The sequence below is a fragment of the Martelella sp. HB161492 genome (assembly GCF_013184775.1).
Classification (GTDB): domain Bacteria; phylum Pseudomonadota; class Alphaproteobacteria; order Rhizobiales; family Rhizobiaceae; genus Martelella.
Genome location: NZ_JAATVV010000004.1, coordinates 231979 through 252134, shown reverse-complemented (window position 1 = coordinate 252134; position 20156 = coordinate 231979). Strand labels below are relative to the sequence as shown.

Genomic DNA, 20156 nt, shown 5'->3' with positions numbered 1-20156 from the left:
CGCGCAATGGCCAGACCAGCACTCGTCCTGAAAAACATTCGCCAGGATTACGGGCAGGGTGAATCGCTGCTTCATGTGCTGAAAGGCGCCAGTTTCACGATGAAACCCGGTGAGATGGTGGCGCTGGTTGCCCCGTCTGGCACCGGAAAATCGACGCTGCTGCAGATTGCCGGTCTGCTCGAGCACCCAACCGCTGGCGAGGTGATCATCAACGGTCGCAATGCGGCCGATCTGACCGATGATGAGCGTACGGCACTGCGGCGCAACGATATTGGCTTCGTTTATCAGTTCCATCATCTGCTGCCGGAATTCTCGGCACTCGAGAACATCATGCTTCCGCAGTTGATTGCCGGCCTTTCGCGCAATGATGCCAAGGAGCGGGCGGAGCAGATGCTCGACTACCTGAAAATTGCCCATCGTGGTGAGCATCGTCCGGCAGAGCTCTCCGGCGGTGAGCAGCAGCGGGTTGCCATTGCCCGTGCCGTTGCCAACGCACCGAGCCTGCTTCTGGCTGATGAGCCGACCGGCAATCTCGATCCTGGTACGGCTGGCTATGTGTTCGAGGCGCTCGAGGCGCTGGTGCGCCAGTCAGGCCTTGCGGCGCTGATCGCAACACACAATCTCGATCTTGCCGGCCGCATGGACCGCCGGGTCACGCTGCAGGATGGCCTTGTGGTCGCCGCCTGAAATAGGCCTGCAAATTCGATGATAGCATTTCGCGGTTTCGGCAGGCCGGCTTTCACCCGAAAGCCGGCTGCGCGCTTCCGTGGCTGGCGCTCCTGACAGGATGCAACCAAAAATATTTTTTCCTTTCATCTTTTCATCCAATAGGGTTGCAGGTTCGGACTGTTCGGCCTGGGCTATCCGGGGTGAAAACCCCGAGAACCCGCCAAAAGTAGATGTGGCGATGGGCGAGGCCACATAAGGCTGCGCTTTTGATGGGGACAAGCTGAAAGCAACCCTGAATTGATTATCTGAAAGTCGAACGTTCCAAATTAGGAATATTTACTTAGAGTTTTTGCGGTTATTTCGAGACGTTCATTCTCGACCGTTTCAGTAATATTATCATAATTTTTTTTATTTTTATCTGCATTATCTTGTAATTATTTAGATTACGAGATTTGTTATACCAATTATATGTAATTATTGCCTTAAAAAAATCACTATTTTTGCTTTAAATTGTAGAATATTGTAATATAGTTGATTTCGTCGTGGACGGCAGAACAATGTTGAACGACGACATTGCGCTCAAACTAGATAGGGGGTATCGAATGAGCCATAGTGAATTGGATAGCAGGTCCAGAAAAATCGAGCGTTCGGATGAAGAGCGCGCTGCCTGGAACCGTTATATGCGGAATTTCAGAAGATCTTTCAAAGAGCGTGGGTTGACCAGCCTCTCGACCGTGATAACGACCGATCAAGCCGATTTTATTGAAAAATACGGGCGTGAAACGGCGTGTCAATCCAAGCGTGAAGCTTTGATGACGATCATTGATCGCTTCCGTGATCAGTATGAGGACCAGGATGGGTCCAAGAAACACCTCTGAAGCATAAAAGCTTCATTGCCGAAACCTGCTCCCGTCAATGGAGCAGGTTTTTTGCTTTGAGGGTGATATATCATAAATATAGTTCAAGAACATTTCATTTATATCTAGGCGATGGAGGTCGCGTGGTGAGCTGTTCTGGGCGGCGCGGGCACGCAAGGTGGGCGGCCTGGATTCTATGCCTAGGGTTGTGGGGTCGATTTTCCTAAAGGTTTTTTCAGCTTGTGCTGACGTTGTCTGGCGACGGGCTGAGGGGCATTCTTTCGATCAGGCTGGAGGTCGGGAGCGTCGGTGCTTCTCGGAGCATCATCCGTGTCGAGGGCTTTTGCATTGCAACCTGATCGGTTGCATCCCTTCGGTCTTTCAGTGTCATGAAACTGCACCGTCGCCTCGCATGTCGGACCACAGATTTTCGAGAGGTCTATGTTGAACATCGTCTGGCACAGGGAAAGCTAGCGTGTCGGAGGAGGATGTCTCTATTTCGATGTCATCTCGGGAATGCCGCTTTCTCGGAAATCTTCGGTTTCGATCTTTTGCATCGCGACACGGACCTTGCCGCGGCCTTTGCTTCCGGACGCCACTTTATGCATCTATCTCAGCGCTTTGGCGCCCATTCTCGATGAATGGTCGGCTGCGATGAACCGCCTCCTGCTGACACCTTCTGATGGCATCTTCATGGCAGCTGCAAAAAAGCGTTTGACGAAGGAACAAAAATAGAACATAAAATAAACATAGCAAAAACAGGAGGGTCTGATGACCGAATTATTGCGTGATATAGCCGCGTTCACTTCCGTCGCTCTGCTTGTTGCCAGCCTGTCGATCGTGCTGGCCTCGTTCTAAATTTGTTCTGAATTTCCCGGTTCCGTCATTGCGGCCGATTTGACAGTCGGTCTAAATACGAAGATGCGGTGTCTGACGTGGATGCGTCGGATGAAGTGTATGGTGGCAGGGATGACGGACGATATGGCGGTTACTTCACAACATTCAGGCAAGGTCCGGTTCGTCCATTTGCGGACACATTCTGCCTATTCCCTTCTCGAAGGGGCGTTGCCGCTCAAGTCCATTCTCAAGCTTGCGCTGAAAGATGAGCAGCCGGCCATAGCCATTACGGACACCAATAACCTGTTTTCGGCGCTTGAGTTCTCACAAAAGGCAATCGGCGAGGGACTTCAGCCCATCCTTGGATGTCAGCTTTCGGTTGATATGGAAGATGGCGAGGCCGGAGAGCGCAAGGCGCCGCATGTCATTGTAAAATTGCCGTCGCTCGTGTTTCTGGTGAGCAACGATGCCGGCTATGCCAACCTGATGGCGCTCGTCAGTCGGGCCTATCTTTCAGGTTCCGGGCATGAGGCGTTGTCGGTGAAACTGAGCTGGCTTGAGGAGTTTTGCGAGGGGCTGATTGTTTTAACCGGGGCTTCCGGTGGTCCGGTCGATCAGGCCATCGCCGGAGGCTCTGCCGAGCGTGCGGAAGAGCGCTTGCTCCGTTTGAAGCGGATTTTTGGCGACCGGCTCTATGTCGAGCTGCAGCGCCACGGGAATTATGATCGCAATCACGAACGCCATGTCATCGAACTGGCCTTCCGGCATGAATTGCCGCTGGTGGCGACAAATGAAGCTTTCTTTCCGACCCGTGATGATTTCGAAGCGCATGATGCGCTGATGGCAGTGGCGCACAATGCCATTGTGTCTGACGACACGCGTTTCCGTCTGACGCCCGACCACTATGTAAAAAGCCAGAAGGAGATGGTGGCGCTCTTTGAGGACCTGCCAGAGGCCGTGGACAATACCGTCGAAATCGCCAGGCGCTGCAGTTTTGTTCTTGATACCCGCAGTCCGATCCTGCCGCGCTTCACCGGCGCTTCGGAGCACCCGGATGAGGCTGAAAAGGCCGAGGCGACGGAATTGCGGCGCCAGGCGCGCGAGGGACTTGAAAACCGCATCGCCCATATCGGGCTGGCGAAGGGGCACAGTCATGAGGACTATCTCGAACGGCTGGAATATGAGCTCGATATCATCGAGGGAATGAAATTTCCCGGTTACTTTCTGATCGTTTCGGACTTTATCAAATGGGCTAAGGAGCATGATATTCCGGTCGGCCCGGGGCGTGGATCCGGCGCGGGCTCATTGGTCGCCTATGCTCTGACGATTACCGATGTGGATCCGCTTCGCTTTTCGCTGCTTTTCGAACGGTTTCTCAATCCGGAACGTGTCTCGATGCCGGACTTCGATATCGACTTCTGCCAGGAGCGCCGGGAAGAGGTCATTCATTATGTCCAGCGTAAATACGGCCGGGAGCAGGTTGCGCAGATCATCACCTTCGGTTCGCTGCAGGCGCGCGCGGCCCTGCGCGATGTCGGCCGTGTTCTGGAAATGCCTTACGGGCAGGTCGATCGTATCTGTAAGCTCGTGCCGAATAATCCGGCGGCGCCTGTGCCGCTTTCCAAGGCTATCGAAGACGAGCCCAAATTGCAGGAAGCGGCCGAAGAGGAGCCCGTCGTCGCGCGGCTGCTTGCCATTGCCCAGAAGATTGAGGGGCTTTATCGGCATGCTTCCACCCATGCCGCCGGCATCGTGATTGGCGACCGGCCGCTGTCGCGCCTGGTGCCGATGTATCGCGATCCGCGGTCTGACATGCCGGTGACGCAGTTTAATATGAAGTGGGTTGAGCAGGCCGGGCTGGTGAAGTTCGACTTTTTGGGGTTGAAGACGCTGACCGTCTTGAAGACCGCGGTGGACTATATTGCCAAAAGCGGAACGCTGATCGACCTTGCGACGGTTCCTCTTGACGATCAAGAGACCTATGAAATGCTTGCGCGTGGCGAAACGGTCGGTGTGTTCCAGGTTGAAAGTGCGGGCATGCGCAAGGCCCTGATCGGGATGCAGCCTGACCGGATCGAGGATCTGATCGCACTGGTGGCGCTTTACCGACCGGGACCGATGGAAAACATTCCGGTCTATAATGCGCGCAAGCATGGCGAGGAAGAGATCGAGTCAATTCATCCTCTGATCGACCATCTTCTCGCCGAAACCCAGGGCGTCATCATCTATCAGGAACAGGTGATGCAGGTTGCGCAGGTGCTTTCCGGCTATTCGCTTGGCGAAGCCGATCTGTTGCGCCGTGCAATGGGCAAGAAGATCAAGGAGCAGATGGACAAGCAGCGCGTTCGTTTCGTCGAGGGGGCGGTCGAACGCGGCGTTCAGAAGAAGCGCGCCGATGAGATCTTTGACCTGTTGGCCAAGTTCGCCAATTATGGCTTCAACAAGTCGCATGCGGCTGCCTATGCTATTGTTTCTTATCATACCGCCTTCCTGAAGGCGCATTACCCTTGCGAATTCCTCGCCGCCACCATGACTTTCGATATGGCGAACAGCGAGAAGCTGAATGATTTCCGTCACGATGCGCGTCGGCTCGGCATTGATGTCGTCGCCCCCTCGGTTCAGACCAGCTTCCGCCGTTTTGAGACCGGAGAAGGCTGCATCTTTTATGCGCTGGCTGCCATCAAGGGTGTCGGCGATGCCGCAGTCGAGCATATTGTCGAGATGCGGGGCGATCGGCCCTTCGCCTCGCTTGAGGATTTTTGTCGCCGGATTGATCCGAAAATGGTCAATCGCAGGGTCCTAGAAAGTCTCATCTGTGCGGGTGCGCTTGACTGTTTCGGTCATCCCCGTGCGGCCTTGCTGGCAGGGATGGATCGGCTGCTCGGCTTCGCACAGCGCAGTCAAGATGACAAACGCAGCGGTCAGGCGGATATTTTTGGCAATCTCGTTGCTGACGAGAAAATCATCCTGCCGGAGTTTACACCGCTGCCGGATTCAGAGCGTCTGATGAAGGAGTTCCAGGTTCTGGGCTATTATCAGACGGCGCATCCGCTCGATGCTTATAAGGACCTGCTTGCGAAAATGCGCGTCCAGAGTTTCGCTGATTTTTCGCTGTCGGTCAAAAACGGGGCTGACCGCGGGCGCCTGGCCGGGACTGTCGTCGGGCGTCAGGAGCGCAAGACCAAGACCGGGAACAGGATGGGGATCGTCGCCTTTTCAGATTCAACCGGGCAGTTCGAGGGCGTGCTCTTTTCCGAAGCGCTTTATCAGTATCGTGATCTGCTTGAACCTGGCGTTTCAGTTGTCATTACCGTAGCGGCGGAGATGAGGCCGGAGGGAATTGGACTTCGGATCCAGACGGTACAATCGCTCGAGGAAGAATCTGTCCGGCAGCAGAAGGCCATGCGTGTGTTTATCCGCGGCGATTCTCCGATCGCCTCCTTTGCGCGCTATCTCAACGATAATGGGGACGGGCTTGTTTCCTTTGTCCTCATTCAGGCCGAGGGCCGGCGGGAAATCGAGATCGAGCTGCCGGGAACCTATCGTCTTTCGCCCGAGGTCGCTTCGGCCATGCGCACCGTCAACGGTGTTGTTGATGTCGAGCTGGTCTAGCTGTCTGGCTTCGGCGGTTGATGGATTGGCTCGCGTTTGATGGCTTCAGCTAGATTCGTCCTGTGCGCGTGGTTCGATCGGCTGCGGCTCGGTTCTGTCGAGATCTGATCCGTCGGATGCTGAGGTGGCCCAGCCGGCGTTTTGCGACGATATGCGCGTCTGGGGCAGGTCTGTGTTCGTCTGGCTGATCGGATCGCTCTCGATGTTCGCCGAGGGGGCGCCTGGACTTCGTCAGCCGCTGCTTAATATGGTGTCGCCATTCCGGGCTGCCCTGCAAGCGTCTTCTGGACCGCGCGGCGATCGTCTTCGGTGCTGGCCGCAGTCGCAGGCGCGCGCCGCCTGCTTCATTTCACGACCGAATCGTCTCCGCCCCGGTCTGCTTCGATTCGCGTTTCGGTCAGCCGCAGCGCTAGCAGATTAAGCCAATCATGCAGCAGTGACGTCGCCCTGTCGGCACCAAAACCGCAATATTTGCTGGATTCTCGTGGTTGCTCAAATGGATGTCTGTGCCTCAGAAGCCCGGATTTGTTTACCTTTTGTAAAGATTTGACCGGTCTGTGAAAGAATTTGTTGCTGATTGGCAACAGGGGGGCAGGAAGGTGGTTTGGTTGGCCGCAACAAACGCGTTTCGTGATTGCGAACGTGATCCTGTCTTGTATGTTCATGTTCGGAAGCGAGGGCGGATATGCCCAATCTTCTTTCAACCAGGGGATGGGGCAGGGAACGCCTCGGCGAAAATCCCAGACCCGCTTAAAACCTTTTTTGGAGGTCACTATGAACGTTAAGAGCCTGCTTCTTGGCTCCGCTGCAGCTGTTGCAGCAGCTTCCGGCGCTTACGCTGCCGATCCGGTCGTTGTTGTTGAGCCGGTTGCTACCAACTATGTCGAAGTTTGCGACGCTTTCGGCAAGGGCTATTTCTACATTCCGGGTACTGAAACCTGCCTCGACATCGGTGGTTATGTCCGTTTCCAGGTTGATTTCGTAACCTCTCCGTCCGACCAGGCTACCTGGGATGTCTTCACGAAGGCTCACCTGGCTGTTAGCTCGAAGACCGACACTGAACTCGGTGTTCTGACGGGCGACATCGAACTGAACGCCTACGCTTACGGCGACGGCACTTCTTCGAAGGTTGAGCTGGACCAGACCTACTTGGGTCTCGGTGGTTTCCAGGCTGGTTACTTCACCTCGTACTGGGATGAAGGTCTGATCGGCGAAATCGACCATCTGTCGGGCAACACCAAGTTCAACTCGATGCGTTACGTCTTCCTCGGCGACGGCTATGTAGCCGGTATCTCGCTCGACGCGCTTACGCCGGACATGGTTAACTACACCGGCAGCAACGACATGGCCAAGCTCGGCGTTTCGGGCCGCGTTGGTTTCAAGGCTGGCGGCGTTGGCATGAAGTTGGACGGTGGTTATGACACCTACAACGAAGAAGGTTCGCTGCGTTTCATGAGCTCGTTCGCTCTCGGACCGGGCAGCCTGAACCTCGGCGCTCAGTACAGCTCGGGCTTCAACGCCTATGCTAACAGCTTCAGCTGGTTCTCCGGCACGGGCTACACCAAGCCTACCAACCTCTACAGCGAATGGGCCGTTGCTGCCGGTTATGCTCTCAAGGCAACCGACAAGTTCACCATCACCCCGGCTGTACAGTGGACCACTGCCAAGGCTGACAACATGTCGGACAAGAACTACTGGGAAGCCGGTGCTCTGTTTGACTACACCATCGTTGATGGCTTCCACGCTAAGCTGAACCTGCGTTACGCTGACCTTCCGGATCCGATCAGCGACGCTTTCGGCGGCTGGTTCCGTCTGCAGCGCGACTTCTAATCGACATTTGTCGATTGACGGAAAAGCCCGGCTCTGCCGGGCTTTTCTCGTTTTGGTGTTGTGTCGGCTTTGCTCCGCCTCGTTTTGGTATTCCGGGGCAAATGTCGAAAATCATTGCTGATGATGTCTCATTGCAGTGTTTGATGTCCTCGCCGCGCGCTCGCAGGCGGGATGGCTGAGCGGAAAAAAAGTCCATTGCCGAATGGGATGCAGTCGCGGTTTCGCCGCCCGGCGACGGGGGCCGTGATTGGTTGCTCCGCTGCAGTCGAGAGAGGCGAGGGGGGATCTGTTCGGCTGACTGCTGATGCCCGACGCTACGCGGCAGACTTTTGCAAACGGGAAATGGTGCGGACGGCGGGAATCGAACCCGCATAACCAATGGTCGAGGGATTTTAAGTCCCTTGCGTCTACCAGTTTCGCCACGTCCGCAGCGCTGCTCAGACTATTAGACTGGCTTTTGCTGCCGTGCAACCGCCGTGTTGAGCGCGGCGACAGTGTTCAAGGGCGCTCCGGCGCCCGGCCGTCTGCCCTGGTCATGACGTCCACTGATTTTTCACCATTTTGCGCGCAGATGTAAGACTGTGGCTGTTTGGTCACAGCATTTCACTATGGAATTTCATAAGGTCGGCTTAGCGAAAAAGTCCATTTCCCGCCACAAAATAGGTGCAAGCGAATGGATAATGAAGCTGAAGTTTAAAGACGGGCGACGTGGTCGGTTTATTGTACTGGAAAAGTAGAAATTGCCGTGCTGTCATAGCAGTGAAGCCTTGGGTTCAGATTAGGTGTTCTGGAAGATTGGTAGAGTAACGATCTTGGAGATGCGATTGAAATCAGCGGCTGTTTTGCTTGTTCTTGGTGGAATTTTCGCCATGTCCGGCGGCAACGCTTTCGGTTTCGACATCAAGTCGGATGTGCCGAAGGATTCTGGCCGGTTTGATCTCTTCAAGTTCGGCTTCGAAGCCTATAAGAGTGGCGACAAGGCCAAGGCCGTCGAGGCCTATCGTTATGCTGCTGAGAAGGGGCACACCGGCTCACGCTGGGCGCTTGCCAATATGTATGCTTTTGGTGATGGCGTTCCGGAAGATGATTACGAAGCGTTCAAATATTTCGCAGAGATCGTCAATCAGGATGTGGAGCCAGGTTCAGAAGATACCGGCTACTATGTCAATGCGCTGATGGCGCTCGCCAAATATTACAAGACAGGTATTGCCGGCAGCCCGGTTAAGCAGGATCTCTCGGAGGCACGTCAGCTGTATTTCCAGGCTGCATCCGTTTTTGGCAATGCCGAAGCGCAGTTTCAGCTTGCGCAGATGATCCTGAATGGTGAGGGCGGCGACAAAAATGTCAAGCTTGCCAAGAAGTGGCTCAATCTCGCGCGCGTGAACGGCAATGTCGGCGCGATGGCGGTGTTTGGAAATCTGATCTTCAATGAAGGCCAGTCCGTGCTCGGGCTCGCTTACATGACGGCGGCGACCAATCTGTGCAAACCCTCCGACTGCGCCTGGATGCGGGATCTGCAGGAGAAGTCCTTCTCGATCGTCGATGAGAAGGACCGTCGCGGTGCCATTGCTCTGGCGCAGAATCTGTCGACCAGCACCCCGTGACTGGCAGTCCATGACTGGCAGGCGGGTGCGATATGTGCTCGGCGGTCTTCAGGCAAACTCGTAGTCAATCTCACACATCACCGGCACGTGGTCGGAAGGGCGCTCCCAGCTGCGTGTGTCCTTGTCGATGGCGACACTGCGCAGCCTGTCGGCGCTTTCCGGTGACAGCAGCATGTGATCGATGCGAATGCCGTTGTTCTTGGGCCATGCGCCGGCCTGGTAGTCCCAGAATGTATAGCGCCCGGCTGCATCGCCATTGGCCGATACGGCATCCGTCAGACCGATGGAGAGAAGGCGGCGATAGGCCTGGCGTGTTTGCGGAAGGAACAGTGCATCCTGCGCCCACGATGCCGGATCATGGCAATCCTCTGGCCCCGGGATGACATTGTAGTCGCCGGCGAGGATAAAGGCTTCTTCGAATGCCATCCGGCTCGCGGCGTGGCGTTGCAGGCGCTCCATCCAGGCGAGCTTGTAGGGGTATTTTTCGGTATCGACCGGGTTGCCGTTGGGAAGGTAGAGGCAGGCAATGCGCAATGCGCCGCCCTTGACCGAGAAGCTGGCTTCGATGAACCGGGCCTGTTCATCCGTGTCATCGCCGGGCAGGCCGCGCATGATGTCATCAGGCCGGTTCCGTGACAGGATCGCGACGCCGTTGAAACCTTTCTGCCCATGCGTTTCGACATGGTAGCCCAGGGCCTCGATTGCAGTGCCCGGGAAGGCCTCGTCGACCGATTTGATCTCCTGAAGGCAGACGATGTCTGGCCGGGCCGCTTCAAGCCAGACAAGCAGGTTTTCCAGCCGTGCCTTGATGCCGTTGATGTTCCAGCTCGCTATTTTCATGGCGAAATTCCTATGTCCTGCCTAATTATTGATCATTTATGAACATTGCTGCAAAAAACTGCGTTTCGGCTTCAAGTTGCCTTTGACAAAAATGCAATCTATCGCAATCTAGAACGACCGGTTGAGGGGAAGAACGCTCTGTTAAGGGCGCTCATGCCGGAGCAACGCGGGGGCGAATGCCCTCCTTCAGGGACTATCAAATATGTCAGAAGACATTCAGAAAGTGAACTCGGTAGACGAGGTTTTGCCGTTGCCGCGGCTTGTCGCGCTCGGCTTGCAGCATGTTCTTGTCATGTATGCCGGTGCCATTGCCGTGCCGCTGATCATCGGTCGCGCGCTGAAGCTGCCGCCAGAGGACGTGGCTTTTCTTATTTCAGCGGACCTTTTTGCCTGCGGCATTGCAACTTTAATCCAATCCTTTGGCCTGACGCAGTGGTTCGGCATCAAGCTTCCGGTGATGATGGGCGTCACATTCGCATCCGCCGGGCCGATGATCTCGATTGCAAGCATGAATGGCGGGCCGGAGGGCGCGCGGATGATTTTCGGCTCTATCATCGGCGCGGGTATCGTCGCGATGATCATCGCCCCGCTGGTCAGCCGTCTGCTGCGCTTTTTCCCGCCGGTGGTCACCGGAACGATCATTCTGGTCATCGGTGTCACGCTGATGCGCATCGGCATTAACTGGATTTTCGGCAATCCCGTCGGCCCGACCGCGCCGAACCTCGTCGATCCGTCGAACCTGTCCTGGCTGGATAGCATCAAGGGGCTTGCCGGCAATGGCGGCACTGTACCGCCTGTCCCGGCCAATCTGGCACTCAGCGCCAATCTGCCAAACCCGGCCTATGCGCCGCTCGCGGGCATTGGCATCTCCGCACTGGTTCTCGTGACGATTCTGGTGATCGCCAAGTTCGGCAAGGGCTTCCTGTCCAATATCTCGGTTCTCATCGGCATCGTCGTCGGCGGTGTCGTCGCCGCAGCGCTCGGCATGATGAGCTTCACCAAGGTTGCAAGCGCCGCCTGGTTCGCGCCGGTCGTCCCGTTCCATTTCGGCATGCCGATCTTCGATCCGATTCTGATCCTCACCATGTCGGTCATCATGGTTGTGGTGATGATCGAATCAACCGGGATGTTCCTGGCGCTTGGCGAGATGACGGGCAAGACGGTTACCCGCGGCATGCTGGCCGCCGGGTTGCGCACCGATGGTCTCGGTACGCTGATCGGTGGCATTTTCAACACCTTTCCCTATACGAGCTTCTCGCAGAACGTTGGCCTGGTCGGCGTCACCGGTGTCCGCTCACGCTTTGTCTGCGTCACCGGCGGCATCATCCTGATCCTTCTCGGCCTTTTGCCGAAGATGGCTGCTCTTGTCGAGGCGCTGCCGACCGTGGTTCTCGGCGGTGGCGGACTGGTGATGTTCGGCATGGTCGCGGCAACCGGTATCCGCATTCTGGCGGGTGTCGATTTCAAGACCAATCGCAACAATCTGCTGGTCGTTGCCGTCGCGCTGGGCTTCGGCATGATCCCGCTGATCGCGCCGAGCTTCAAGCAGTGGATGCCGCATGTCATTCATCCGTTGATCGACAGCGGCATCCTGCTTGCTTCGATCGCTGCGCTCCTGCTCAATCTGTTTTTCAACGGCGCCTCGAAAGCCAATGAAGACGAGATTCGTTCCGCCGCACTCGCTGCGGAAGGCGGCCACTGAAAACCATGGCGCGGCCGGAACAGCTCCGGCCGCCCTTTCGCCTCGCGGTGGCGCGGCAACTGACCGTGATCGGCTGTTTCCGGTTGCTTGATCCGCGCGAGACGTGAGTGAACAAGGTCATTCCGGTTGATCTGACCCGATTTGCATTTTCGTCAGTTGGTTTTGGTGCCATGCGTTCTCCCGGGCGCGACGGAATGCGCTGCGCTGTTTAGAGCGCTTTTCGATCCGATTGAATCGGATCGGCGCTCTAAGTCTTTGTTTTTTCGCGTTTCCGAACGGAAAACCGGTATCCACTTTTCCTGGAAACGCTCTAGTCTACGCACCATTCTTGCCGAACATTGCGACCTGTTTTCGCGTCGATGCGCCAGCCCTGGTTCACCATTGCTGTCCCGTTCAGGCGTGGCGTCCGTTGCGATTTTTCCCGGCCGATTGCCTGAAATATGGGCGATGGCGCAGCGATTGCGTCGGCCGGCCTCTGCAACCGCGTTCAGATGTTGTCCAAGATATTGAAAAAATAGATATAACATATTGAAAAATATGTATAAAAAGTTTGGACTGCGCCAATGTGGCAATTTCGTGGCACGGTTATTGCTTCTTACTAGTTGTATTTAGGCAGGGGCAACGCGCGGCTGGGCCGCAGGAAAAAAGAGAACGACATGGCAGATGACAACGCGACTAGCGGACACCACCATATCATCTACAAATTGCACGATGTTCCCTCTCCGGGAGCATCGTTTCTGGCGGCCATTCAGCACATTCTGGCGAGTATTATCGGCATCGTCACGCCGACGCTCATCATTGGCGGGGCCTTGGGGCTTGGGCAGCATGTGCCTTATCTGATCTCCATGTCGCTGTTCGTCTCGGGCGTGGCCACCTTCATCCAGTGCTATCGCATCGGACCTGTCGGCTCCGGCCTTTTGAGCGTGCAGGGAACAAGCTTTGCCTTTCTCTCGGTGATTCTGGCCGCCGGTTTCGCGGTCAAGAACCGCGGCGGGACGCCGGAGGATATCCTGGCGATGATTTTCGGGCTTTGCCTTGTCGGCTGCCTTGTCGAAATCATTCTCAGCCAGTTCATCACCAAGATGGACAGGATTGTGACGCCGACGGTGACGGGGATTGTCATCACGGTGATCGGTCTCAGCCTGGTCAAGTCCGGTTTCACGGATTTCGCCGGCGGCGCTGGCGCCGGAGAAGCCTTCGGGGCACCGGTGAATATCATCCTCGGCCTCATCGTTGTTGCGATTATCGTTGCGCTGTCGTTCAACAAGCACCCGATGGTTCGCATCGCTGCCATCATGCTGGGACTGGTTGCCGGCTTCATCATCTCCTCATTCCTCGGCATGGTGGATTTCTCCAAGCTGGGGACGCAGGCAGTTTTTGCTGTTCCGGTCCCCTTCAAATTCGGCATCAATTTCGATTTCGGCCTGTTCCTGCCGATTGCCTTTGTCTATCTGATCACGGCGATCGAGACGACCGGCGATCTGACGGCGAATTCCGTTATCTCCGGCGAACCCACGCAGGGGGATGTCTATCTGAACCGCGTCAAGGGCGGCGTGCTTGCTGACGGCATCAATTCAGGCCTGGCAGCGATTTTCTGCACCTTCCCGAACACCACGTTCAGCCAGAACAATGGCGTCATCCAGATGACCGGCGTTGCCAGCCGTCATGTTGGTCTCTACATCGCCGGCATTCTTGTTCTGCTTGGCTTTTTCCCGATCATCGGCGGGGCTTTCCTGCTGGTGCCGAAGCCTGTTCTGGGCGGCGCAACGGTTGTGCTGTTCGGCTCGATCGCTGTCGCCGGCATCCGTATCCTGGCATCGGAGCCGATCGATCATCGCAAGGTCTACATCATGGCGGTGTCGTTTGGTCTAGGTCTTGGCGTGACGCTGGTGCCGACTGCCATGCAGCAGATGCCTGATATCATTCAGAAGGTCTTTGCCACGCCCATCACGCTGTCGGGCCTTTCGGCAATCATCATGTCTCTGATCATCCCTGAGACAGCCGGCAAGGCGATGAAACAAAGCTGAGCTGAACTCGGGCAGGACGGGCGGACATTGCCGTCCCTCCTGACAACAAAAAAACGCCGCAGCGGCTTATGCTGCGGCGCTGTCTCTTCCGGCCGGTTTCTCTCGGCCTGCAGGTTCTGTCAGATGGCGAAACTCGTGCCGCAGCCGCAATTGGCTACGGCGTTGGGGTTTTCAATCTTGAAGGACTGGCCCAGCAGATTGTCGACGAAATCGATCTCGGAACCGGCCATGTAGATCAGCGACATGCTGTCGATCAGCACCGTCGCATCGGCTTTCTCGATCACCAGATCGTCTTCTTCCGGACCGGCGACAAGGTCAAATTTATAGGAAAAGCCCGAGCAGCCGCCACCCTCGACGGAAACGCGCAAGGCATGCTTGTCAGTCTCACCGGCAATAATGGTTGCGATGCGCCTGGCGGCGGCATCGGAAAGTGTAACGGTTTGCGTATCCATATCGATCTCCTGAAGAGGGGATTGCCGCAGTCTTTCACCTTTGCTGCAAGAGGGGCAGGGCAAAGAAAGCCCGGCGCACCTTTCAAAGCACTCTAAACTTAGTTAAGAACGGCGCGGTACGCCGTCAATGGGCGATTGAGTTTCTGCCATTGTGGCGCCGTTATTTTGGCTGAGAGCGAGACCTATGAGCATCGATAGCAAGGCGCTTGGATTTGGTGATGTTGCGCGCGCCGCCTATGCCTGTGATCCATGGACGGGCAGGGGCCGGCTGGTCACTGAGGCGGGCAGTCTGACACGGTCCGATTTCCAGCGAGACCGGGACCGTATCATTCATACCACGGCCTTTCGCCGGTTGAAGCACAAGACCCAGGTCTTCATCGGTCAGGATGATGACCACTATCGCACCCGCCTGACCCACACGATCGAAGTGGCTCAGGTGGCCAGAGCCCTTGCGCGGGCGCTCAGGCTGGATGAGGATCTTGCCGAAGGTGTGGCGCTTGTCCACGATTTCGGCCACACGCCCTTCGGTCACACCGGCGAGGATGCGCTGCATGAAAAAATGGAGCCCTTTGGCGGCTTTGACCATAATGCCCAGTCCTTGAGGATCGTCACCAAGCTTGAGCATCGCTATGCCGAGTTTGATGGCATCAACCTGACCTGGGAAACCCTTGAGGGGCTCGTCAAGCATAACGGTCCGCTGGTCGGCGCCGATGGCAACGGCCTCAAGGGCCCGGTGCCGCAGCCTATTCTCGATTACAGCGCCAGGCACGATCTCTGGCTTGCAAGCCATGCCAGCCTTGAGGCTCAGGTTGCCGCCGTTTCGGATGATATCGCCTATAATACCCACGATATTGACGACGGCCTGCGCGCCGGCTTTCTCACTTTTGAAATGCTGGAGGATGTGCCGTTTCTGGCCGGGCTGATGCGTGAGGTGCATGATCGCTATCCGGGACTGGAGAAAAGCCGCTTTACCAACGAGGTGATGCGCCGGCAGATAACCCGCATGGTCGAGGATGTGATCGGTTTCTCCCAGGCACAGCTTCGCAAGATCAATCCGAAGAGTGCAGATGACGTGCGCCATGCCGGCGAGACGATCGCGTTCTTTTCGCCGGACATGATGGCTGTCGACCGGCAGATCAAGGCCATGCTGTTCAGCCGGATCTACCGTCATCCTGATATCATGGAGATCCGCCGCGCTGCGGCAGAGATCGTTGCGGATCTGTTCGATGCCTATATCGACGATCCGGCCTTGATGGGTTCGCATCACTGGAGTGCAGGGCTTCAGGACCTGCCCAAGCCTCAGCTCGCGCGCCATGTTTCTGACTATCTGGCCGGCATGACGGACACCTATGCGATCCGCACGCACCAGCGCTTGTTTGACCACACCCCCGAATTGCGCTAGGAGCGCCCCGAAACAAGGGGCGTTTCGTGCTGAAACAGGCGCCCATGGAAGACAGCGATGAACCTCTTTACCGATTTCCAACAGAGAATTGAAACGCGGCTGAAGGCCATGCCGATGATCCGCGACCAGGCGGCGACGCTGGATTTTTCCCGCGTTGCGGTAGAACCGCCGCGTGATCCGAGCCATGGCGACGTCTCGACCAATGCCGCACTGGTCCTGTCCAAGCCGCTGGGGCTGAAACCGCGCGATCTGGCTGCCGAATTTTCGACCATCCTTGAAGGTGATGACGATATCGCTGAAGTGACCGTCGCCGGTCCGGGCTTTATCAATATCCGGCTTTCGGTCGCCTACTGGCAGAACCTGCTGAAAACGGCGATCCGTGAGGGCGAGGATTTCGGCCGCAGCCCGGTCGGCGCGAACCGCAAGATCAATGTCGAATATGTCTCGGCCAATCCGACCGGCCCGATGCATGTCGGCCATTGCCGCGGCGCGGTTGTCGGCGATGCGCTTGCCAATCTTCTTGGCTATGCCGGCTATGATGTGACCAAGGAATATTACATCAACGATGCCGGCGCCCAGATCGATGTGCTGGCCCGCTCGGTCTATCTGCGCTATCGCGAGGCGCTGGGTGAAGATATCGGCACGATCCCGCCGGGTCTTTACCCCGGTGACTATCTCGTGCCAGTGGGCAAGGCGCTGGCTGACGAGTTCGCCACCAGCCTTCGGCAGCTGCCGGAAGATGAGTGGATGCCGCTCGTCAAGGACCGTGCGATTTCCGCGATGATGGCGATGATCCGCGAGGATCTCGAGGCCTTGAACGTGCATCACGATGTGTTCTTTTCCGAGCGCACGCTGCATGCCGATGATGCGGCAGCAATTCGCGGTGCCATCAATGCGCTGACTTTCAAGGGCTTCGTCTACAAGGGAACACTGCCGCCACCCAAGGGGCAGGTGCCTGATGAGTGGGAAGACCGCGAGCAGACCCTGTTCCGTTCGACCGAGGTCGGCGATGACATCGACCGTCCGCTGGAGAAATCCGACGGCAGCTATACCTATTTCGCTGCCGACGTCGCCTATTTCAAGGACAAGTTCGACCGCGGCTTTCAGGAGATGATTTATGTCCTCGGCGCCGATCACGGTGGCTATGTGAAGCGGCTGGAAGCGGTTGCCAAGGCCGTTTCGGGCGAGCAGTCGAAGCTGACCGTGCTGCTGTGCCAGCTGGTCAAGCTGATGCGCGATGGCGAAGAAGTGAAGATGTCGAAGCGCTCGGGCGATTTTGTGACGCTGCGCGAGGTTGTCGATGAGGTCGGGCGTGACTCCGTCCGCTTCATGATGCTCTATCGCAAGAATAGCGAGCCGCTTGACTTTGACTTTGCCAAGGTCACCGAGCAGTCAAAAGACAATCCGGTCTTTTATGTGCAATATGCCCATGCGCGTTGCATGTCGGTGTTCCGTCAGGCCCGTGAAGTGTTCGGCGACATCGATCTTTCGACAGAGGTCCTGGCAAATGCGGCGGCGGAATCGATTGACGATCCGGATGAAATCCGTCTTATTGCCAAAGTCGCGGAATATCCCCGGGTGGTTGAGGCCGCAGCGCTTGCTTACGAGCCGCACAGGATTGCGTTCTACCTTTATGACCTAGCGTCTCATTTCCACGCTCACTGGAATAAAGGTAAAGAAAAACCGCAATTACGATTTGTTAATGACGAAGACCGACAATCCAGCATCGCAAAGCTAGGTCTTGTGGCCGCTGTGGCTGCGGTATTGAAGTCCGGTCTCGCATTGACTGGGACGGAGGCGCCGCTCGAAATGCGGTAATATCGGTTCAAATTTGCCCGCCACCCGGATTTTCGGGTGGCTGGGCGTGCGTGGTGGAAACGAATGGCAGATAAGAACAACCCAGACCGGTCGCGTGGCAATTTCGGTGATTTGTCGCCGGATGATCCCTTTGCCGAGCTGGCGAGGCTGATCGCGCCAGACGACAAGCCCGCCCGGCCCGCTGAAACGCCCCGTGAGGACGACCTCGCAGATGAATTGCTGCGAGAATTTGAACGGATTTCAGCGCCGGTCGAGAAACCCGTTGAGAGCGCCCCCCGGCGACAGCCCGATCCGCCGCCGCCCGCTGTGCCGCCGCAGCCGGCCAAGGACGTCACGGCTGATACGGCGACGGGCTTTGACGACTACTCCGACGACATGCTGGCCGATGAGCTGGAAATGTCGATGGGGCAGTTCGATATCCCTGAGCCTGAGCCTGAGCCTTTCGTGCCGGATCGCCGCCAGCCTGCTCCAGCGCAGCCGCATCAGGCGGAGCCGGGTTTTTCCCAGAGGCCCGCAAGCGCGCCCGAGCCTGATCCTTTTGCTCAGCCGTCCTATGGGCGAGCCGCGCCGCAAGCACCGGTGCAGCCAGCAGCGGAAGTACCCTTGCCCTTTGATGAGCCGGCCGTGGACGCCCGGCCGTCCGCTGCTTATGGCGGCGCCAGCTTTGGTGAGCCGGAATGGCGTGCCACCGTCACAGCGCCAGTCGAAGACGAGATTTTGCCGGTGCAGAAACGCCGGCAGGTGGAACCGCCACCGCAGCCGTCATTCCAGCCTCCGGTTGCCGCCGCCGAGGAAACGCGCCGGCCTGATGAGTTCGATCTGGATCTTGATGAACTTGCCAAGGAGCTTTCCGACTTCGAGCTCGATGATGCAGCGCTCGAAGAGCCGCCGGCCGCGCCGGAAGATCCGATTGAGGAAGCCGCAGCCCATCGTGACGATGTTTTCGATCCCGCCGCGCTGGTTTCCCCGGACGAATTGCCCCAGCCGGTCACCGAGATGGATCTCCCGGATCTGCCGGAGGATGACCTCGAGCAGGAGCGTCTGGCGGCACCCGCTTATGAATACGGGCTGGACGACGACCTTGATGATGTTCTCGGCGCCGAGCACGGGCTGGCGAACCCGTTGCGCCAGTCGCCGCGCGAACCTCAGCAACCGCAAATGTCCGCTGCTGCCGGAACGGCAGGCGGGGACGATGCGATTTACGATGACGATATCGAGTCGGTGCTGGAAGATGATTTCCGCCGCGCGCTCAGCCAGTCTGAGGCGATGCGCCGTCAGCGTATGGGCGGCGAGGCCGATCGCGATGACGAGCTGCAGGACGAGAAGCCAGTCATCTATTTCGGTCCATTGCGCGGTGCCGGTCAGCTCATCCTCGGTAGCCTTGCCTTTGTCGGCGTGATCGCTGTTGCCGTTTTTCTGGTCTATCAGTTTGCCTTCAGCGGATCGGGCGGGGATACGCCTGTGGTCATTACGGCAGACAACTCCAGCGTCAAGGAGGCACCGGAGGATCCTGGCGGGGAGGTCGTTCCCAATCAGGATAATCCTGTCTTCAGCCGGGTGACCGGCGAGGGCGGCAAGCCGCCGACCCAGGACAGCCTGATCTCTTCTGACCAGTCTCCGGTCGATCTGGACGCTGCAGCGCCAAATCCGATCGCCGATGTTGCCGATGGTGTTGCGCCGGCCGATGACGGTTCCGATACGCCAGTGCCGGATGATACCGCCGCAGACACGGGCGAAGCGGGCACAGTTGACAGTAGCCTCGGTGTTGCAACCCGCAAGGTGCGCACGATTGTCGTTCGGCCGGACGGAACGCTTGTCGAGCGTGACGCCTCTGGCGGTGTCGGCGAGGACGATGTTGCTACCCCTGTGCCGGCAGCGCCGGAGACGCAGGCAACGGCTGAGACGTCGGACGCGGGCCAAACGGCTGATGCGGGCCAGCCGGTTGACACCAGCACGGCACTGGAGCCAGCGCCGGTCGAGACCAGCGAACCGGAGGCGCAGCCGATTGATCCGAACAGTGTCGGCTTCGATCTCTACAATGTTCCGCTGCCGACGCCGCGTTCTTCGACGGCCGCAGCCGCAGCCGCCTCGGTTGCAGCCGCGCCCGCAGCTGCCGCACCGGCCGCGCCAGCGCCTGCACCGGCAGCGCCGGCCCCGACTTCGGCAACGCCGGCCGGTTCACTGTCGCCTTATGCCGTTCAGGTGGCGTCTCTGCCTTCGGAAGCCGATGCCAAGAAGGCCTATATTGCGCTGGCCGCGAAATATCCGAGCATCTTCGGCGGACGCTCGGTCGAGTATCAGGCGGCTGCGATTGACGGGAAGGGGACCTATTACCGGGTTCGCATTCCGGCTTCGAGCCTGAATGAGGCGATTTCGCTTTGCGAGGCGCTCAAGAGCCAGGGCGGCAGCTGCCTCGTTCCGCGCTAGAGCGGGCTGACAGACGCATGACTGAAAAACCCCGCCTTGTGCGGGGTTTTTCGTGATAAAGCTGTTGATTGTGGCGAAG

General features: G+C 57.5%; 12 protein-coding genes and 1 tRNA gene. 10 read left to right on the top strand and 3 right to left on the bottom strand.

What is annotated here, in order from left to right:
• Positions 1 to 6 precede the first annotated feature (6 nt).
• The 4 genes from HCK86_RS08710 (at position 7) to HCK86_RS08695 (ending at position 7805) form a co-directional block, all read left to right on the top strand.
• Positions 7 to 687, top strand: coding sequence for an ABC transporter ATP-binding protein (locus HCK86_RS08710; RefSeq protein WP_176084071.1), 681 nt, complete (start codon positions 7 to 9; stop codon positions 685 to 687).
• 584 nt (positions 688 to 1271) lie between these two features.
• A complete protein-coding gene (locus HCK86_RS08705; RefSeq protein WP_176084070.1) occupies positions 1272 to 1547 on the top strand; it encodes a hypothetical protein in 276 nt (91 codons plus the stop codon).
• 948 nt (positions 1548 to 2495) lie between these two features.
• Positions 2496 to 5975, top strand: coding sequence for a DNA polymerase III subunit alpha (gene dnaE, locus HCK86_RS08700; RefSeq protein WP_176084069.1), 3480 nt, complete (start codon positions 2496 to 2498; stop codon positions 5973 to 5975).
• Positions 5976 to 6749: 774 nt separating this feature from the next.
• On the top strand, positions 6750 to 7805 hold the full coding sequence (locus HCK86_RS08695) for a porin (protein ID WP_176084068.1): 1056 nt from the start codon (positions 6750 to 6752) through the stop codon (positions 7803 to 7805).
• 343 nt (positions 7806 to 8148) lie between these two features.
• Here HCK86_RS08695 and HCK86_RS08690 read toward each other — a convergent pair.
• Positions 8149 to 8234 (bottom strand) — tRNA-Leu (locus tag HCK86_RS08690).
• Between the two features lie 440 nt (positions 8235 to 8674).
• Here HCK86_RS08690 and HCK86_RS08685 point away from each other — a divergent pair.
• Positions 8675 to 9409, top strand: a complete 735-nt coding sequence (locus tag HCK86_RS08685) for a tetratricopeptide repeat protein (protein ID WP_246739530.1) — start codon at positions 8675 to 8677, stop codon at positions 9407 to 9409.
• 48 nt (positions 9410 to 9457) lie between these two features.
• On the opposite strand, the gene xth is transcribed toward HCK86_RS08685, so the two are convergent.
• On the bottom strand, positions 9458 to 10249 hold the full coding sequence (gene xth, locus HCK86_RS08680; protein WP_176084066.1) for an exodeoxyribonuclease III: 792 nt from the start codon (positions 10247 to 10249) through the stop codon (positions 9458 to 9460).
• Between the two features lie 202 nt (positions 10250 to 10451).
• On the opposite strand from xth, the gene HCK86_RS08675 reads away from it, so the two are divergent.
• Entirely contained in the window at positions 10452 to 11951 is a 1500-nt protein-coding gene (locus HCK86_RS08675; protein ID WP_176084065.1) for a nucleobase:cation symporter-2 family protein, read from the top strand.
• Positions 11952 to 12607: 656 nt separating this feature from the next.
• Positions 12608 to 13978 (top strand): nucleobase:cation symporter-2 family protein, encoded by a 1371-nt coding sequence (locus tag HCK86_RS08670; RefSeq protein WP_176084064.1) that lies wholly within the window; start codon positions 12608 to 12610, stop codon positions 13976 to 13978.
• A gap of 119 nt (positions 13979 to 14097) precedes the next feature.
• On the opposite strand, the gene erpA is transcribed toward HCK86_RS08670, so the two are convergent.
• Positions 14098 to 14430 (bottom strand): iron-sulfur cluster insertion protein ErpA, encoded by a 333-nt coding sequence (erpA, locus tag HCK86_RS08665; RefSeq protein ID WP_176084063.1) that lies wholly within the window; start codon positions 14428 to 14430, stop codon positions 14098 to 14100.
• A 184-nt stretch (positions 14431 to 14614) separates the two neighbouring features.
• On the opposite strand from erpA, the gene HCK86_RS08660 reads away from it, so the two are divergent.
• The 3 genes from HCK86_RS08660 (at position 14615) to HCK86_RS08650 (ending at position 20077) form a co-directional block, all read left to right on the top strand.
• On the top strand, positions 14615 to 15832 hold the full coding sequence (locus tag HCK86_RS08660; protein ID WP_176084062.1) for a deoxyguanosinetriphosphate triphosphohydrolase: 1218 nt from the start codon (positions 14615 to 14617) through the stop codon (positions 15830 to 15832).
• 57 nt (positions 15833 to 15889) lie between these two features.
• The gene (gene argS, locus HCK86_RS08655) at positions 15890 to 17650 is read left to right on the top strand and encodes an arginine--tRNA ligase (protein ID WP_176084061.1); all 1761 of its coding nucleotides are present in this window, start codon (positions 15890 to 15892) and stop codon (positions 17648 to 17650) included.
• A gap of 63 nt (positions 17651 to 17713) precedes the next feature.
• Positions 17714 to 20077, top strand: a complete 2364-nt coding sequence (locus tag HCK86_RS08650) for an SPOR domain-containing protein (protein ID WP_176084060.1) — start codon at positions 17714 to 17716, stop codon at positions 20075 to 20077.
• The last annotated feature ends 79 nt before the right edge of the window (positions 20078 to 20156 follow it).

Excerpts from the sequence above, each read along its gene's own strand:
- xth (WP_176084066.1), bottom strand. The coding sequence starts at position 10,249 with ATGAAAATAGCGAGCTGGAACATCAACGGCATCAAGGCACGGCTGGAA.
- erpA (WP_176084063.1), bottom strand. The coding sequence starts at position 14,430 with ATGGATACGCAAACCGTTACACTTTCCGATGCCGCCGCCAGGCGCATC.
- HCK86_RS08675 (WP_176084065.1), top strand. The coding sequence starts at position 10,452 with ATGTCAGAAGACATTCAGAAAGTGAACTCGGTAGACGAGGTTTTGCCG.
- dnaE (WP_176084069.1), top strand. The coding sequence starts at position 2,496 with ATGACGGACGATATGGCGGTTACTTCACAACATTCAGGCAAGGTCCGG.
- HCK86_RS08710 (WP_176084071.1), top strand. The coding sequence starts at position 7 with ATGGCCAGACCAGCACTCGTCCTGAAAAACATTCGCCAGGATTACGGG.
- HCK86_RS08695 (WP_176084068.1), top strand. The coding sequence starts at position 6,750 with ATGAACGTTAAGAGCCTGCTTCTTGGCTCCGCTGCAGCTGTTGCAGCA.
- HCK86_RS08705 (WP_176084070.1), top strand. The coding sequence starts at position 1,272 with ATGAGCCATAGTGAATTGGATAGCAGGTCCAGAAAAATCGAGCGTTCG.
- HCK86_RS08650 (WP_176084060.1), top strand. The coding sequence starts at position 17,714 with ATGGCAGATAAGAACAACCCAGACCGGTCGCGTGGCAATTTCGGTGAT.
- HCK86_RS08660 (WP_176084062.1), top strand. The coding sequence starts at position 14,615 with ATGAGCATCGATAGCAAGGCGCTTGGATTTGGTGATGTTGCGCGCGCC.
- argS (WP_176084061.1), top strand. The coding sequence starts at position 15,890 with ATGAACCTCTTTACCGATTTCCAACAGAGAATTGAAACGCGGCTGAAG.
- HCK86_RS08670 (WP_176084064.1), top strand. The coding sequence starts at position 12,608 with ATGGCAGATGACAACGCGACTAGCGGACACCACCATATCATCTACAAA.
- HCK86_RS08685 (WP_246739530.1), top strand. The coding sequence starts at position 8,675 with ATGTCCGGCGGCAACGCTTTCGGTTTCGACATCAAGTCGGATGTGCCG.